This window comes from Haloarcula pelagica, assembly GCF_030127105.1.
In the GTDB taxonomy this organism is placed as follows: Archaea; Halobacteriota; Halobacteria; order Halobacteriales; family Haloarculaceae; genus Haloarcula; species Haloarcula pelagica.
The window spans coordinates 935,340-950,999 of sequence record NZ_CP126161.1 but is presented as its reverse complement, the minus strand read 5'-3'; the positions used below and the strand labels follow the sequence as shown (position 1 = coordinate 950,999).

Annotated in this window: 18 protein-coding genes; 10 read left to right on the top strand and 8 right to left on the bottom strand. The window is 67.3% G+C overall.

Annotated features, from left to right (window positions below; translation table 11 throughout):
• The first annotated feature begins 21 nt into the window (after window positions 1-21).
• The 3 genes from P1L40_RS05065 to P1L40_RS05055 all read left to right on the top strand — a co-directional run bounded on the left by P1L40_RS05065 (window position 22) and on the right by P1L40_RS05055 (window position 2,501).
• Window positions 22-597: an NfeD family protein gene (locus P1L40_RS05065; protein ID WP_284010238.1), complete on the top strand. Its 576-nt coding sequence runs from the start codon at window positions 22-24 to the stop codon at window positions 595-597.
• A gap of 65 nt (window positions 598-662) precedes the next feature.
• Window positions 663-1,838, top strand: coding sequence for an SPFH domain-containing protein (locus tag P1L40_RS05060; protein ID WP_284010237.1), 1,176 nt, complete (start codon window positions 663-665; stop codon window positions 1,836-1,838).
• Between the two features lie 48 nt (window positions 1,839-1,886).
• Window positions 1,887-2,501 carry a winged helix-turn-helix transcriptional regulator gene (locus tag P1L40_RS05055; protein ID WP_284010236.1) on the top strand — a complete coding sequence of 205 codons (615 nt, stop codon included), beginning with the start codon at window positions 1,887-1,889 and terminating at the stop codon, window positions 2,499-2,501.
• Window positions 2,502-2,538: 37 nt separating this feature from the next.
• Here the strand turns inward: P1L40_RS05055 and P1L40_RS05050 are convergent, their stop codons facing one another.
• Window positions 2,539-2,781, bottom strand: coding sequence for a DUF7123 family protein (locus P1L40_RS05050; protein ID WP_284010235.1), 243 nt, complete (start codon window positions 2,779-2,781; stop codon window positions 2,539-2,541).
• 215 nt (window positions 2,782-2,996) lie between these two features.
• Here P1L40_RS05050 and P1L40_RS05045 point away from each other — a divergent pair, with 215 nt between their 5' ends.
• Complete coding sequence (locus tag P1L40_RS05045; RefSeq protein WP_284010234.1) at window positions 2,997-3,398, top strand: TRAM domain-containing protein; 402 nt, start codon at window positions 2,997-2,999, stop codon at window positions 3,396-3,398.
• 12 nt (window positions 3,399-3,410) lie between these two features.
• On the opposite strand, the gene P1L40_RS05040 is transcribed toward P1L40_RS05045, so the two are convergent.
• From P1L40_RS05040 to P1L40_RS05030, 3 genes are read right to left on the bottom strand one after another with little or no spacing between them, the layout of a single operon-like run.
• Complete coding sequence (locus P1L40_RS05040) at window positions 3,411-4,166, bottom strand: YkgJ family cysteine cluster protein (protein ID WP_284010233.1); 756 nt, start codon at window positions 4,164-4,166, stop codon at window positions 3,411-3,413.
• 36 nt (window positions 4,167-4,202) lie between these two features.
• The gene (locus P1L40_RS05035; protein ID WP_284010232.1) at window positions 4,203-4,973 is read right to left on the bottom strand and encodes an MBL fold metallo-hydrolase; all 771 of its coding nucleotides are present in this window, start codon (window positions 4,971-4,973) and stop codon (window positions 4,203-4,205) included.
• A gap of 13 nt (window positions 4,974-4,986) precedes the next feature.
• On the bottom strand, window positions 4,987-5,256 hold the full coding sequence (locus P1L40_RS05030; protein WP_284010231.1) for a MarR family transcriptional regulator: 270 nt from the start codon (window positions 5,254-5,256) through the stop codon (window positions 4,987-4,989).
• 169 nt (window positions 5,257-5,425) lie between these two features.
• Here P1L40_RS05030 and P1L40_RS05025 point away from each other — a divergent pair, with 169 nt between their 5' ends.
• From P1L40_RS05025 to P1L40_RS05015, 3 genes are all read left to right on the top strand, one after another.
• Entirely contained in the window at window positions 5,426-6,130 is a 705-nt protein-coding gene (locus P1L40_RS05025; RefSeq protein WP_284010230.1) for a class I SAM-dependent methyltransferase, read from the top strand.
• 86 nt (window positions 6,131-6,216) lie between these two features.
• A complete protein-coding gene (locus P1L40_RS05020) occupies window positions 6,217-7,119 on the top strand; it encodes a glycosyltransferase family 2 protein (protein WP_284010229.1) in 903 nt (300 codons plus the stop codon).
• A 69-nt stretch (window positions 7,120-7,188) separates the two neighbouring features.
• On the top strand, window positions 7,189-7,464 hold the full coding sequence (locus P1L40_RS05015; RefSeq protein ID WP_284010228.1) for a hypothetical protein: 276 nt from the start codon (window positions 7,189-7,191) through the stop codon (window positions 7,462-7,464).
• Here P1L40_RS05015 and P1L40_RS05010 read toward each other — a convergent pair.
• Complete coding sequence (locus P1L40_RS05010; protein ID WP_284010227.1) at window positions 7,461-8,264, bottom strand: amidohydrolase family protein; 804 nt, start codon at window positions 8,262-8,264, stop codon at window positions 7,461-7,463. The genes P1L40_RS05015 and P1L40_RS05010 overlap by 4 nt on opposite strands.
• A 166-nt stretch (window positions 8,265-8,430) precedes the next feature.
• Between P1L40_RS05010 and thsA the strand changes: the two genes are divergently transcribed.
• Window positions 8,431-9,990 carry a thermosome subunit alpha gene (gene thsA / locus P1L40_RS05005; protein WP_284011109.1) on the top strand — a complete coding sequence of 520 codons (1,560 nt, stop codon included), beginning with the start codon at window positions 8,431-8,433 and terminating at the stop codon, window positions 9,988-9,990.
• A 664-nt stretch (window positions 9,991-10,654) separates the two neighbouring features.
• On the opposite strand, the gene P1L40_RS05000 is transcribed toward thsA, so the two are convergent.
• Both P1L40_RS05000 and P1L40_RS04995 read right to left on the bottom strand, forming a co-directional pair.
• Window positions 10,655-11,410, bottom strand: a complete 756-nt coding sequence (locus P1L40_RS05000) for an SAM hydrolase/SAM-dependent halogenase family protein (RefSeq protein ID WP_284010226.1) — start codon at window positions 11,408-11,410, stop codon at window positions 10,655-10,657.
• Window positions 11,407-11,979: a nicotinamide-nucleotide adenylyltransferase gene (locus P1L40_RS04995; RefSeq protein WP_284010225.1), complete on the bottom strand. Its 573-nt coding sequence runs from the start codon at window positions 11,977-11,979 to the stop codon at window positions 11,407-11,409. The genes P1L40_RS05000 and P1L40_RS04995 overlap by 4 nt, the downstream gene beginning before the upstream one ends.
• Window positions 11,980-12,150: 171 nt before the next feature.
• On the opposite strand from P1L40_RS04995, the gene lonB reads away from it, so the two are divergent.
• Together lonB and P1L40_RS04985 are read left to right on the top strand one after the other, a co-directional pair.
• Entirely contained in the window at window positions 12,151-14,247 is a 2,097-nt protein-coding gene (lonB, locus tag P1L40_RS04990; protein WP_284010224.1) for an ATP-dependent protease LonB, read from the top strand.
• Between the two features lie 4 nt (window positions 14,248-14,251).
• Window positions 14,252-15,100, top strand: a complete 849-nt coding sequence (locus tag P1L40_RS04985; RefSeq protein ID WP_284010223.1) for a CPBP family intramembrane glutamic endopeptidase — start codon at window positions 14,252-14,254, stop codon at window positions 15,098-15,100.
• Here P1L40_RS04985 and P1L40_RS04980 read toward each other — a convergent pair.
• A complete protein-coding gene (locus tag P1L40_RS04980; protein WP_284010222.1) occupies window positions 15,095-15,565 on the bottom strand; it encodes a methylated-DNA--[protein]-cysteine S-methyltransferase in 471 nt (156 codons plus the stop codon). The genes P1L40_RS04985 and P1L40_RS04980 overlap by 6 nt on opposite strands.
• Window positions 15,566-15,660 lie beyond the last annotated feature (95 nt).

Below are 15,660 nucleotides of genomic sequence, written 5' to 3'. Positions count from 1 at the left end.
GCTCCGCCCCTACTGGGTGGTATGGTAGGCTCGCTGGCCGTCCTCGCCCCCGCCCAGGTCGATCCACTGTTCGGGCTGTCCCTCTCGGTACTGCTGTTTCTGGCCGGCGCCGGCCTCATCGTCGCGGAGGCGCTGGCACCGGGAACGCACTTCTTCGTGCTCGGCGTCGCGCTCCTGACTGCCGGGCTCGTCGGCCTGTTCATCCCCGCGAGCCTGGGTATCTTCGCACCCATCGTCCTCACCGTTGTCGTCCTCGCGACGACAGCGGTGACGCTGTGGGGGTACCGGAAACTGGACTTCGCCGCCCCCGGACGCGGCCAGACACTCAGTTCGGACTCCCTGAAAGGCCAGTTCGGCGTCGTCACCGAGCGGGTCACCACGTCCGACGGCGAGGTCAAACTCGAAGACGGCGGCTTCAACCCCTACTATCAGGCCCGGAGTATCGACGGGACCATCGAGGAGGGCGAAGAGGTGATGGTAGTCGACCCCGGCGGCGGCAACGTCCTCAAGGTCGAACGCGTCTCGGGGACCGACGACGACATCGACCGCGCGCTGGAACGGGACCGCGAGCGGTCGACCGAATCGGAGAAAGCGTGACTCGCGTTAGTGTGTGACACAGACACCGAAGGCTTTTCTTTCAGGGAGACCGAGTTGGAGGCGTTATGCTCCCCGCGTTAGTACCGCTGCAGATTCTGGGCGGCATCATCGGCTTCGTCGCCGTCGTGTTCCTGCTCATCGCCATCGCGCTGGTGTACTCCAGCGTCGTCATCATCAGGCCCTATCAGCAGGGTGCCTACACCGTGCTCGGGACCTACCGTGGCCTGCTCGACCAGGGGATCCACTTCATCTATCCCTTCGTCTCGGACGTTACCCGCTTCGACATGCGGACTCAGACGTTAGACGTGCCACGGCAGGAAGCGATCACCCGCGACAACTCGCCGGTGACCGCCGACGCCGTCGTCTACATCAAGGTGATGGACCCCAAGAAGGCGTTCCTCGAAGTCGACAACTACGAGCGCGCCGTCTCGAACCTCGCACAGACGACCCTCCGTGCCGTCCTGGGTGACATGGAACTGGACGACACGCTCAACAAACGCCAGGAGATCAACTCCCGCATCCGGAAGGAACTGGACGAACCCACCGACGAGTGGGGTGTCCGCGTCGAGAGCGTCGAGGTCCGCGAGGTCAACCCCTCCAAGGACGTTCAGCAGGCCATGGAGCAACAGACCTCCGCCGAGCGGAAACGCCGTGCGATGATCCTGGAGGCCCAGGGTGAACGGCGTTCCGCGATCGAGACCGCGGAAGGTGACAAGCAGTCCAACATCATCCGCGCACAGGGTGAGAAGCAGAGCCAGATCCTGGAAGCCCAGGGTGACGCGATCTCGACCGTGCTGCGCGCGAAATCCGCCGAGTCGATGGGCGAACGCGCCGTCATCGACAAGGGGATGGAGACGCTGGCCGAGATCGGGCAGGGCGAGTCGACGAAGTTCATCCTCCCGCAGGAACTCACGTCGCTGGTCGGCCGGTACGGCAAACACCTCCAGGGGTCCGATGTCAAGGAGAACGGCAGCGTCCTCGAAGGACTGGAGTTCGACGCCGAGACCCGCGAGATGCTCGGACTGGACGACATCGAGGAGATCCTCGGCCAGATCGACGAGGAGGCCGAGGTCGACGTAGAGGCGATGGAGGAGGAAGCCCAGAAGATCAAACACGGCGAGGACGCCGGCGTCGACAGCGCAGACGAGGTCATCGAACAGATGGACGCCGAGATCGACAACGGCGGCCAGACCGACGTTGCCGGCGGCCCGGACGACGACGGCAGCGAGAAGTCCTCCTGATCAAGGCCGAAGCCTTTTTACAGCAGAATCGCTTCCCCTGACATAGTTATGGGTCGGGATGGGACAGTCGACGAGGACAAGCGGGCGACGCTCCGCCGCTTTGCCGCCCTCGGTGCGGCGAGCCCGTTCGCCCGATTCGGCGAGGACAGTGGGGACAGCGACAGTGATGCCCCCGGTGCCATCGCCGGCTACGTCTCGGCCCACCCTGGTACCCACTTCTCGAAGCTCCGTGACGATCTCAAACTGGGGACCGGCGAGACACAGCACCACCTCCACCGTCTGGAGTCCGAGAACGTCGTCGCCTCGCGCAAGGACGGCGACTACCGCCGGTATTTCCCGGCCGGGCAGTTCTCCGAAACCGAGCAGGTGATCCTCGGATTTCTCCGCCGGGAGACCGCCCGCGGGATGCTCGTGACGCTCCTCCGGAACCCGGCAGTGTCGGCCGCCGAACTGGCCGATGAACTGGATGTCTCGCGGCCGACAGTGAGCAACTACGCCGGCGACCTGGAAGCGGCGGGCCTGCTGTCGCGGGCCGACGGCTACGCGATCACGAACCCGGAGACGGTGTTGACGCTGCTGATCCGCTACGCGGACTCGTTCGGCGACGACGCCGCCGCGCTGGCGGGCGAAGCGGACTCGCTGGTGCGGTACGATCCGGCGTGAGAAGGGCGAAACGCCACGTCTGCCCGCAGGCGCGAACTTACGTTTCGACCATCCACGTCGTCGACGACGAGTAGCCCCACTTCTCGACATCGACGGTGGTGGCGCTGTTGGCAATCGCGGTCATGTTGGCGCCGACCTCTTTGGCGGACATGTCCAGCTCGTCGCCGATGAGCCGCGACTTGAAGTAGGTTTGGCTGTCGGCGTTGGCTTCGAGGTACTCCAGGATGCGACGCTGCTTGTCCGAGAGTGGGGCGTCAGTCGCCTGTACGGTCGCGCTCATTGGTACAGTACGGGGTAGCACCGAAACTCCCTTAGGGGGTTTGGTACAGTCGGTTAACACGCCGCTGTCTTGCGGTTTTGTCGCAGCGAGTCGCGGAACCGACACGGCGACGGGCGGCTCACATCGGTGGTTGGTACAGGGCGAAAACAGCGACTGCTGCGTCCGGCAGTTCTATAGTGGTGGGCGAACAGTAGCGCAAACGGAGGTCTACTACATTGGAAATCTCGGAGAAACTCCTGTGTCTGTTCAGCGCTGACGTGACCGACGAGGGTGACAGGTACGTCGTCGAGGTCCCGCGCCGCGAGGTCGAGACGGGGGCCGTCGAGGCCGGTGGCACCTACCGCGTCGCACTCATCTCCGCCGACGACGAGAGCACCGAGGACGAGGCGTCGGTGAGCGAGACGCCGCCGGACCAGCCCCAACCGCCGGTCGAACCCGGTGAGACACGCTACGTCGAGATCGAGGACATCGGCAAGCAGGGCGACGGGATCGCCCGCGTCGAACGGGGCTACGTCATCATCGTCCCCGGTGCCGAGATCGGCGAGCGCGTCAAGATCGAAGTGACGGAAGTCAAATCGAACTTCGCGGTCGGCGAGATCATCGACGAAAGCGTCTGAACAGCGTCTGGCCTACTCTCTCGGCGTCCCATCGGGTCGTTTCTGGCCCTCGGAGTCGTGGACGACGACTTCGCCAGGGGCCGTCTCCACCGGCTGGTACTGCTCGCGGACGCCGATGGCTTCTTCTAACTCACGGACCGCTCGCTCTTTGAGTGCCGCTGCCAGTTCTTTCGCGTCCGCCCGCGAGATGTCACGCCCGAGCCCTTCACACTCGTGGGCGCGGACCATCCCCGAGCCGTCGTCGGGTTCGTCGGCTTCGCCGTCCCCCTCCGGGGCAACGCTGTCGACGACCTCGCCCATCGGCTGTGTCGTCCCGCCGAGCGCGACGCTGAACGGGTAGGTCCGACAGATGAGCGGCCGGTCCTCGTGGACCGTACAGGCGCCGGTGCCGCCCGTCTCCTCGTAGAAGGTGCAGTCGCCGCAGCCGTCAGTCTGGAGCGCCCACTCGAAGGTCTCGCCCTCGGGGCCGTCGGGACCCTCGGTCAGCCCGTAGGGCATCGGTCGGGCGACATCCCGGAAATCGTAGTCGGTCCCGTCCGACGCCTGGAGCCGGCGGATCTCGTCGGGGAAGACGGTCGCCGTGTGTGGGTCGGCGCTCTTCGATCCATCGTCGTCGGCTGCGGTCCCGTCGGCGCCCCCACACCCCGTCTCGGCCTTGCAGCAGGCGCCACAGCGCGTACACTCGAACCCGATCGTCTCGATCGCGTCGGCCAACTCGGCCACGTCGAGGTCCCTGGCGCGGTCGAGTTCGGTTTCGAGCGACTCCATGCGAACTCGTACGCGTGGACGGGGAAAAAGTACGCGTCACGGGCCGGCGACGGTCGCGCGCTCGCCGTCCCAGGCCAGCGCGCCCTCGACCGCGAGTTTCTTCAGGTGCGCCCGGACCGTCGCGGCGGCGAGGTCCCGGACGCCCGAGAGGTCCTTCTCGTAGGCGGCGTCGAGTATCGCGTCGACGGTCGCCGCGCCGTCCGCGACCGCCGCCCGGACCCGACGCTCGCGTTCGAGTCGATGCGCGAGCAGGCGCTCACACGTCGCCCGTGGCTCGTCGATGATCGGACCGTGAGCCGGCAGGAGCCGAGTCGGGGACCGGGCCGCCAGTCGCCGCAACGAGGTCAGATACGCCCGCATGTCCCCCTCCGGCGCGCCGACGACGACGCTGCCCGCCGCGATGGCCAGATCACCGGAGACGACGGCGTCGCCGGCCACGAACGCGACGTGTTCGGGCGCGTGGCCGGGCGTGTCCAGAACCGCCACGTCGCCCCCGCGGGTCGGAATCCGTGTCCCCTCGGCAAACGTCCGGTCCGGCGTGACGCCGGTCGCCCGCTCGAAGGCCGCCGTGCGGCCGGTCCGAGCCCAGACGGTCGCGCCGGCCTCGGCAGCGTAGTCGGCGACGGCGCCCGTGTGGTCGGGATGGTGGTGGGTGACGGCGACGTGCTCGATATCCGGTACGAGCGCGTCGAGCGCGTCGGTTCTGGCTGCGGGGTCGATCAGCAGCGACCCGCCGATCAGATACGCGGCCGTCTGCCCGGTCGGTGCGCGCGTCGCCACGGGCACGTCGACCCGCGTCCAGTCCATGCGGTAGCGTCGGTCAGGTCGACAAAAAGTACACCTGTTTGCGAGCGTCGGTGAAACTGTACCGGGACTCGACGAGCTCCGAGTCTTCGAGCCTGTTCAGCGCGTAGCGGACGGTGCGGTCGGGGAGCAGAGAGGCGTCCGCGAGCTGCCCCTGGGAGAGCGGCGCCTCGTCTTCGAGCACCTTCGCGACGAGTTTCGCGCTCGGCGGCAGGTCACGGAGCCGCTCGCGAAACTCCTCGGTCGCGAAGGGGGTTGCCAGCGTTTCATCGGAAATCGTGCTCATACTGGACAGAATCACAAACATCCTGGTAAAAGTTGGCTATGTGTGTGACCAAACAATACAGAGAGTATTGACTGTATAATGAATCCTTATACACGCGTCCCCTACAACGGTTGACGACCGACCGTCGATTCCAGTATCGTTTTATTCCCCCAGTGGGGACGATTGAGACGTGAAAGGGCAGGAGTGGTACCAGGCCGACAACGTCGCCGAGGAGTACGACGACAAGCGGTTCTCCCGCGGTGGCCGGCTCATCGACCGCCGCGAGAAACAGGCTGTCCTCGACGCGCTCGGGCCGGTCGACGACCGGAGCATCCTCGAAGTGGCCTGTGGTACCGGACGGTTTACCGTCATGCTCGCCGAGCGAGGCGCCGACATCGTCGGCCTGGACATCTCCGGGCCGATGCTCCAGCAGGGACGCCAGAAGGCCGCCGCGGCCGGGGTCGACGACCACGTCGAGTTCATGCGCGGCGACGCCGCCCGCCTCCCGTTCCCCGACGACCACTTCGACGCGGTGCTCGCGATGCGGTTTTTCCACCTGGCGGACACGCCCGCGGCCTTCCTCGCCGAGATGCGCCGCGTCGCCAAAGAGCAAGTGGTCTTCGACACGTTCAACCGGTTCTCGACCCGCTCGACCTACAACTGGGCGCTCCCGATGGGGTCGCGGCTCTACTCCCGGTGGGAGGTCGACCGGCTGCTCGACGGCGCCGGGCTGGAACTGACCGAGGCGACCCACGACTGGGTGCTTCCCTACGGTTTCTACCGGAAGATCCCCAACGAACTCGCCGCCTCGTTCCGCTCGATCGACACCGTCATCGGCGGGACGCCGCTGGGCGAGAAGATCGCGTCGGTCTCGTACTGGAACACACACGTCTAGGCCGCGGTTACCGGAGGTGGCGCGCTCGCGCGTCGGTGGCAGGTCGCCCGCGGGGTTTATGCGGTTCCGGCGAACTACCGGATACCATGGAGCTATCGGTGGTGGTCCCGACACTGAACGGCCGGGAGGAACTCGCCGGCTGTCTGGACGCACTCGCCGAGCACGTCCCGGACGCGGAGGTGATCGTCGTCAACGGCCCCTCGGCCGACGGGACGACCGGGATGGTCAGGGACCGCGACGACGTGTCGGTGCTGGTCGAGATCGCCGACCGGTCGGTCAACACCGCACGGAACGCCGGGCTCGACAGGGTCACCGGGGACGCGGTCGCACTGGTCGATCAGACCCTCTCGGTCGGCGACGGCTGGGCCGAGGCTGTTCGCTCCGGCCTCGCCGCCGGCGCGGTCGTTACCGGGCCGACACACGAACGCCTCACGGCCGGCCTGACGACCGACAGCAAGGAGATGCGGACGATCGCCGGCCGGCAAGTGACCTACTTCAACCCGGGCAACGTCGCGTTCCGTCGGGAGGTACTGAACGCGCTGGACGGCTTCGACGAGTACCTCACTGTCGGCGGTGCCCGCGATCTGGCACACCGGCTCTCGGGAACCGGTCGCGAGGTCATCTGGGACGCTTCGATGACCGCCAGCCGGGAGTTCGAGTCCGACGGCGGCATGCTCGCGACCGACTGGGGGAGCAAGTACCGCTCTCTGACCTATCGGCTGGTGAAAAACTACGGCCTCCGGCCGACCGTCGTCCGGCGGATCGCCAGCCACGCGGGCCGGGACGGAGCGGACGCGCTCACCGGCGTCCTCAGAAACGAAACGACGCTCTCGGAGTGGCTTGGCACCGGGCGGTCGGTGCTTGGCGGTGTCGGCGTTGGGATCAAAGACGGACTGCTCGCCTCGGTCCGGGACCGCACCAGCCGCCGCAACCCGAACGGGCGCTCGGAGCGGGCCGACCGGGCCGTGACCGTCTACGACTGGCGCTGACGGCGTGTGTGCGGGCCGTCCCCGCGGCGGAACCGGAACCGACAGGTGGCGCTGGCCCCTCTCGACGGTGTGACACGGACTGTCGACGAACTCAGGAACGACATCAGAGCGGCCACGGGGCGGTTCGAGCGCGAGATCTCCGCCACGTTCACCAAAGAGGACCTCGCGGCGCTGTGTGAGGCGGTCGGCTACGACATCGATACGGGATCGCTGCCGTCGAAACCACAGATGCGGGCGGGCGCCCTCTCCGCGATCGGTGTACTCGACACGGACGACCCAAGCGAGAGCGAGCGACCGTTCCGCAAGGGAGAACTCGAAGCGATCGCCGACGCCCTCGACGCCTAGAGTGGGTCGAAGACCCGCGCGGGGTTGTTCGAGAAGACCTTCTTCATGGCGTCTTCGGGCACGTCCAGCGTGAGAATCTCCATCACCGCGACGTTGGGATGGGTGTCGGGTGCGCCGCTGCCGAAACACACCCGATCCGGGTGTTCGCGGATTGCGCGCTCCAACGGGTCACGGTACCGGACGACGCTCGTGTCGAGATAGAGCCCCTCGTAGCTGTCGAGCAGGTCGATCGCCTCGGCCATCAGGTCCCGCCGCAACGGGTGGGCCCCGAAGTGGGCCAGGACGACCGGAACGGCCCCGTCAAGCAGCGACTCGGCGACCGCCGACGGGGGGAACCGCTCGCCGCCGTGGACCAGTATCGGCTGTGAGACGGCCGAGAGTTCCGCCAGCACCGCCTCGTCGGGGAGGCCGTCCTCGGCCGGATCGAGGGCGAAGCCGCCGAACCGCTCGTCGTACGCGAACTGCTCGATGTCCTCGGGCGAGACGTGGTCGGGGCCGCGGCTGCTCGTGAAGTTCCGGAGCGCCGCAGTCGGCCCGTCTCCGACCGCGCGGACGCCGTTCAGCCGGGCGAGCGCGACCAGCGGGCGGCCGACGGTCGTCCTGGCGACGGCGTTGTTTACCTTCAGGTAGCTCCCCTCGCGCGTGCTCGGGTGGACCAGCGCCCGCGTGATGCCTGCCTGGCGCATCTCCCGCTCGAACTGCTCGGCGCCGCCGATCCCGGGCCGCGGACGGCGACTCTCCTCGGGTTCGATCCGCCCCGCCACGTCGACGATGCGGAACCCGTGCTCCAGTTCGAGCATCACCGAACGGTACGGGCACCGCCGCATTAAACCATCGCCGGGGTCGGTGGCGGTCGAACCGCCGTCGTCCGGGGGTGTCGGGACGGTCCTGTTCGAAGGATTTATATAGAACCGCTTGCGATGTCTTAGGTGAGGTAACCCACATATGTCATCTGGCCAGCGACGCATGGGCGGCCAGCCCCTCTTCATTCTCGACGAGGACGCCCAGCGCACACACGGCAAGGACGCACAGTCGTCGAACATCTCCGCCGGGAAGGCCGTCAGCGAGTCGGTACGTACGACGCTTGGCCCCCGCGGAATGGACAAGATGCTCGTCTCCGACGACGGGGATGTCGTCATCACCAACGACGGCGCGACCATCCTCTCGGAGATGGACATCGAACACCCCGCGGCACAGATGATCGTCGAAGTCGCCCAGACCCAGGAGGACGAGGTCGGCGACGGCACGACGACCGCGTCTGTGCTGGCCGGCGAACTGCTGGCGAAGGCAGAGGACCTGCTCGACGACGATGTCCACCCGACGACGATCGTCGAGGGCTATCACGCCGCGGCCCAGCTCGCCCAGGAATCCATCGAGGAGAACGTCCTCGATGTCGACCTGGACGACGACACACTCGTCGAAGTCGCCGAGTCCTCGATGACCGGCAAAGGCACCGGCGATGTCGAGGCTCACCGACTGGCCGAGGTCGTCGTCGACGCCGTCCGCCACGCCAAGACCGACAACGGCGTCGTCCGTGACAACATCGAGATCCACACCCAGACGGGTGCGGCTTCCTCGGCGACGGAACTGGTCGAGGGCGTCATCATCGACGAGACGCCGGTCCACGACAACATGCCGACCTCGGTCGAGGACGCCGAGATCGCCGTCGTCGACGCCGAGCTCGAAGTTCGGGAGAGCAACATCGACGCCAGCTACAACGTCACGAACGTCGACGAGCTCAACGCCGCGCTGGACGCCGAGCAGCAGGAACTCCAGGGCTACGCGAAAGCGATCGTCGACAGCGGGGCCGACGTGGTCTTCGTCACCGACGGCGTCTCCGACCTGGTCGCGTCGACCCTCGCCAAGGAGGGCGTCTTCGCCGCAAAGAGCGTCGACTCCTCGACCGCGAAAGACATCGTCGAGACGACCGGCGCAAAGCGGGTCGGCTCCGTCGAGGACCTGACCGAGGACGCACTGGGCCATGCCGACAGCGTCACCGTCGAGAAACACGGTGACGACGACGTGACGTTCATCCGCGGCGGCGCCGCGGCCAAGTCCGTCACCGTCTTCGCTCGCGGCTCGACCGACCACGTGGTTGACGAGATCGAGCGCGCGCTGACCGACGCGCTGGATGTCGTCGTCGCAGCCCTGGACAAGGGCGGCGTCGTCCCCGGCGCGGGTGCGACCGAGATCGCGATCGCCGACGAGATCCGCAGCGAAGCCGCGTCCATCGAGGGCCGCAAGCAGCTGGCCGTCGAGGCCTTCGCCGACGCCGTCGACGTGCTCCCCCGCACGCTCGCGGAGAACACCGGCCTGGACGCCATCGACGCGCTCGTCGACCTCCGCTCGGAACACGAGAGCGAGGGCATCGCCGGCATCATCAGCGAGGGCCAGACGGGCGTCGTCGGTGACCCCGTCGAGTACGGCATCCTCGACCCCGCCGCGGTCAAGCGCGAAGCCGTCGACTCGGCGACCGAGGCCGCGACGATGATCGTCCGTATCGACGACGTGATCTCGTCGTCGTAAGCCGGCACAGCGCGTCGCCGACCGACGATTCGCGTTCACCACCCGACTTTTTATCGGCGAATCGAACTGCCAGTGGCCTCCGTAGCGTATACCTGGCTGTCTCCGGAAGGTCCAGGGTGCCACGAGCGAGGAGCAACTGGGATCGAGCGAGGCGGCGGCGATCGGTCTCGGCGGGAGGATCGGCGGCGTTCGGCCCGACTCTGCTGTGGCATCTGACGACGATGTCGCTCTCCCGGACTTCGAGCGGGAGACGATCTAGGACGGGGCCCCCACTGTCGAGACACACGTCTGATCGGCGTCCACGTCGACGACGGAAAACTGCTGGGAGAGTCCGGGCTGCCCGCGTTCGCGGGCGAGAAGATGGGACAGACACGAGTCGGCACTCGTGTGTGCGGCGGCAGACCGTGCCCACGGTAGCACCGCCGCGCAGCCATGAACCGAGTCTGGACGACTACAGCGCCTGATCGACACCCCCTGTCGTCGAACTCGGTCCGAGTGCGGCGAACGGGCGGCCGGCTACGCATGACACGCTCTCTCCCCGGCGACGCTCGGCCGCGTGCCAGCCCGCTCGGTGACTCGGCATACAACTGTTTAGGCTACCCTAAAACACAAAAAACCATCGATTTTAGTCTTGCCTAAAAAGTGACAGGCAGAAATCGTTCGGCTACAGCGACAGGGAGACCGGGTCGCCGACGCCGACGCCGAACGCCTCGTCGCCCCGCCCCCGATTGACCGCGAGTTCGACGTTGCCGTGGCTGCCGACGGTCACCAGCCGCTCGCCGGGGTCCAGAGCGGCGTAGGCCCGGCGGACCGGCACTGACTCGCCGTCAACGCGGACGGTGTCGCCGAAACGTCCCTCCAGCACCGATCCAGGGATGTTCGTGACGACGTTGCCGAAGCCGTCGACGACCAGCACTTCGCCCGTCGCGCCGTCGTCGTCGGTCTCGGCCGTCGGAAAGCGCAAGTCGGCGTAGTCGTCGGTGGGCGTCGTCCGGTCCAGATCCCCGAGGGCGTCGACGCCGGCGTCGTGGACCGCGGCCGCCGCGGGCGCGAAGACATCACGTCCATGGAACGTCGAACTGGCCGGGTCGTCGTAGGCCCACGTGAACACCTCGACGGTGTCGGCCAGTTCGCGGGCCGCCGGGAGGACGACGCCGTTGTCGGGCGCCACGAGGGCGTGGTCATCTGCGCGGACGACGACCGCGTCCCGGTCCGTGCCGACGCCGGGGTCGACGACCACGCAGTGGACGGCCGGCGGGAAGTACGGCAGCGTCTGTGTCAGCCAGAACGCCGCGGTACGGACGTTCTGCCGGGGGAAGTCGTGAGCGATGTCCTCGATCCGGGCGTCGGTCCGCTGGCAGATCACGCCGCGCATGGCGGCCGGGTACGGCGTGCCGAAGTCCGACGCGAGGGTGATCATTGGTCCGCCGGGTCACCGACCTCTGGCTCGTCGAGGTCCTCGCTTTCGGCGGTGTAGCGCCGCAACGAATCGGTGTCCGAGACGTGCTGGAGGCGCTTGACGCCGTGGATCTCCTCGATAACGTCGACGACCGGGCTCGGCACCCGGTCGCGCCAGGACTCGTCGTGGATCATCCGCTGGCGGATCTCGCTGCCTTCGAGGCGGTCCCGATCGAACATCGGCGACTGGCGCACCTCGATCCCGCCCTCCTCGAACAGCCTGACCACGAGCGGGTTGTTCGAGTAAGCAACGTCGAAGTCCGGGCACATGCTCTGGACGTGGCTCACCCAGACGGCGTTGCGGTTGATGTCCTCCAAGGGAACGACGTACGTCGTCAGGTCGAACTCGGCGACGGCCTTCGTGATCATCATGATCCGCTCGCCGGCGGTAAACGGGTCGTGTGTCGTGTGCGAGTCGTCGGCGCTCCCGATCCCGAGGACCAGTTCGTCGACCTCGTCGGTGATCCGATCGACCATCGCGTGATGGCCGTCGTGATAGGGCTGGAACCGACCGATGTAGAACCCACGCATACCCCACTGTGTGCTTGGTGGTTTGATAAACCCGACGACGGCTCCGAATGGACGGCAGCTCTCGATGGTATCGGGTCGCCTTCTTGCGGTTTTCGGGGTGTCTCGGGGCCGGTCACGGGGAGAAAGTATATCAGTAGACAGCCCTTGAAATCCGATGTTAGCAACGTTTGTATGAGCGACAATACCGAACACGACGCGGCTCCCGACGCCGGCCGGGAGGACGCCGATGCCGGCGAGGCCACGGCGGCCGACAGCCCTGCCGAGGCGAGCGACGAGCAGGTGTCAGAGCCGACCGTCGACGAGCCAGGTAGCGACGACGAGGGGACGACCCTCGGGAGCGATGTCGAAGTCGAGGGAGAGAGCAACCTCGACGGCGAGGAGGAAGACCTGCTCGGTGGTCTCGACATCGATTCGACCGCCGATATCGAGGTCCCCGACCGTCTCGTCGATCAGGTCATCGGGCAGGACCACGCCCGAGACGTGATCAAGAAAGCAGCCAAACAGCGCCGGCACGTCATGATGATCGGCTCGCCCGGGACGGGCAAGTCGATGCTGGCCAAAGCGATGAGTCAGTTGCTCCCCCGCGAGGAGCTACAGGACGTTCTGGTCTATCACAACCCCGACGACGGCAACGAGCCCAAGGTCCGGACCGTGCCAAGCGGGAAGGGCGAACAGATCGTCGACGCCCACAAGGAGGAAGCCCGCAAGCGCAACCAGATGCGGACCTTCCTGATGTGGATCATCATCGCCATCGTCATCGGCTACTCGCTGATCATCGCCCAGCAGATCCTGCTGGGTATCCTGGCGGCGGGTGTCATCTACCTCGCGTTCCGCTACGGCTCGCGGGGCAGCGACGCGATGATCCCGAACCTCCTGATCAGCAACGCCAGCCAGAAGACCGCGCCCTTCGAGGACGCGACCGGTGCCCACGCGGGTGCGCTGCTGGGCGACGTGCGCCACGACCCGTTCCAGTCCGGCGGCATGGAGACCCCCAGCCACGACCGCGTGGAGGCCGGCGCCATCCACAAGGCCAACAAGGGTGTCCTGTTCGTCGACGAGATCAACACCCTGGACATCCGCAGCCAGCAGAAGCTGATGACGGCGATCCAGGAGGGCGAGTTCTCGATCACGGGCCAGTCCGAGCGCTCCTCGGGCGCGATGGTCCAGACCGAGCCCGTCCCCTGTGACTTCATCATGATCGCGGCCGGGAACCTAGACGCGATGGAGAACATGCACCCGGCGCTGCGCTCCCGGATCAAGGGGTACGGCTACGAGGTGTACATGGACGACACCATCGAGGACGACCCCGAGATGCGCCGGAAGTACGCTCGGTTCGTCGCCCAGGAGGTCGAGAACGACGGGCGGCTCCCCCACTTCACCGAGCAGGCAGTCGAGGAGCTCATCCTCGAAGCCCGCCGCCGCGCGGGCCGGAAGGGCCACCTCACCCTGAAGTTCCGTGACCTGGGTGGCCTCGTTCGGGTCGCGGGCGACATCGCTCGCGCCGAGGACAAGGACAACACCACGCGCGCCGACGTGCTCCAGGCCAAGCGCCGCTCGCGCTCCATCGAGCAACAGCTCGCGGACAACTACATCGAGCGCCGCAAGGACTACGAGCTGACGGTCAACCAGGGCGATGTCGTCGGTCGCGTCAACGGCCTGGCCGTGATGGGCGAGGACAGCGGGATCGTCCTCCCCGTGATGGCCGAGGTCACGCCCTCGCAGGGTCCGGGCCAGGTCATCGCGACCGGCCAGCTCCAGGAGATGGCCGAGGAGGCCGTCCAGAACGTCTCGGCGATCATCAAGAAGTTCAGCGACGAGGACATCTCCGAGAAGGACGTGCACATCCAGTTCGTCCAGGCCGGGGAGGGCGGTGTCGACGGCGACTCCGCCTCGATCACCGTCGCGACGGCCGTCATCTCCGCGCTGGAGGACGCCCCGGTCGAGCAGAACATCGCGATGACCGGCTCGCTCTCCGTGCGGGGTGACGTGCTCCCGGTCGGCGGTGTCACCCACAAGATCGAGGCCGCCGCCAAGGCCGGTCTGGATACGGTCATCATCCCCGAGGCCAACACCCAGGACGTGATGATCGAAGAGGAGTACGAGGACATGATCGAGATCGTCCCCGTCTCCCACATCTCGGAGGTCCTGGAGGTCGCGCTGTCGGGCGAGACCGAGAAGGACTCGCTGGTCGACCGCCTGAAGTCCATCACGGGCAAGGCCCTCGAACACGAGGTCGGCCGCCAGGGCGGCAGCCCGAGCCCGCAGTAAAACCGTGCCCGGTTGGGCCGCCTTCGTCGGCCTGACGGGGCTCCTTCTGACCGCGTTACTCGCGCTCGCACGCCTTTCGCAGGGAGTCGCCGACGAGCAGAGCGGTCTCCCGGCGACCGCCGAAGGCGTCCCGTCCGTCGAGGGCCACGCCGACACGGCGACCCCCGATCCCGTCGTCCCGCGGTTCGAGACGCCCGAGACCGCCCGGCGGCGGCGCTGGGTCGAACGCCGACAGTCCACGACCCCCGAGGATTTCTCGACGGGGGCCTTACTGGCGAACGTCGCGCTCACACAGGGGCTGTTCGGGGCGCTCCTGCTCGCCGGCGCGTTCTACTACCAGATCCCGGCCAGCGCCTTCGGCGTCACCGCGGCGCCGCTCTCGACCGGCCTGCCCGCGGTCGCCGTGGGCGTCGCCGCCGGCGTCGGGTTCTGGCTGGGCAACGAAGCCGCGGCGTCGCTCGCGGCGGGGTTCGACATGGCCTTCGACGAGTCGGTCCGCGAACTACTGGCGCCGGACTCGCTTACCGGGTGGGTCGTCCTCCTGGGGGTCATCCTGCCGACCATTGCCGTCGTCGAGGAACTGCTCTTCCGCGCGGCGGCGATCGGCGTCCCCGTCGCCGGCCTCGGTGCGCCGGCGTGGGCGATGGCGCTCGTCTCCTCAGTGGCGTTCGCGCTGGGCCACGGCGCCCAGGGTCGCGTCGGGATCGTCGTCACCGGGACGCTCGGCCTGGGACTGGCCGGCCTGTTCGTCGTCACCGACAGCCTGCTGGCCGTCGTCGTCGCTCACTACCTCGTCAACGCGCTGGAACTGGTCGTCCACGAGGGGCTGGGGATCGATCGACTGTCCCTATAGGCCTTCCAGCGACCGCAACTTCTGTTCGACGGGTGGCGGCGCGGCACTGGGGCCGTCGCGCACGCGGTGGTCCGGGATGAGGAGCGGGACCGGGTTGGCCGCGAGCGCCTCACGGACCGCAGTCAGATCTTCCTGTTCGGTCGAATCCAGATCGGGCGTCATCCGGGCGACCTGCTCGACGGTGGCGTTCTCGCCGTACGGGATCTCCCGGACGGCCTCCAGCACGCGTCGCTGGTCGGTCGGGACCGTCAGCCCGAGGGCTACGTCCCGGAAGTCGTCTTCCGCCCCGGCGAGGTACTCGTCGATTCGATCCAGCAGGGCGTGGTCGTCGCTGGTGACATCCTCGGGGTGGGTCGGGAACGACAGCGAGATGATCCGGTCGCCAGCCGCCCCGAACTGGACGTACCGGTCGAGATACTCCGACTCGCGGGCGTAGATGCCCGCGTCGTCGCTCGGCGTCTCCATGCGCGGACAGACGACGGGTCGTGCCTTCAACGTTCGGCTACCGTCCGGGACGGAGCGGGTCCCGAGAGTCCCCGTGCCAGGTCCGACAGCCCCGG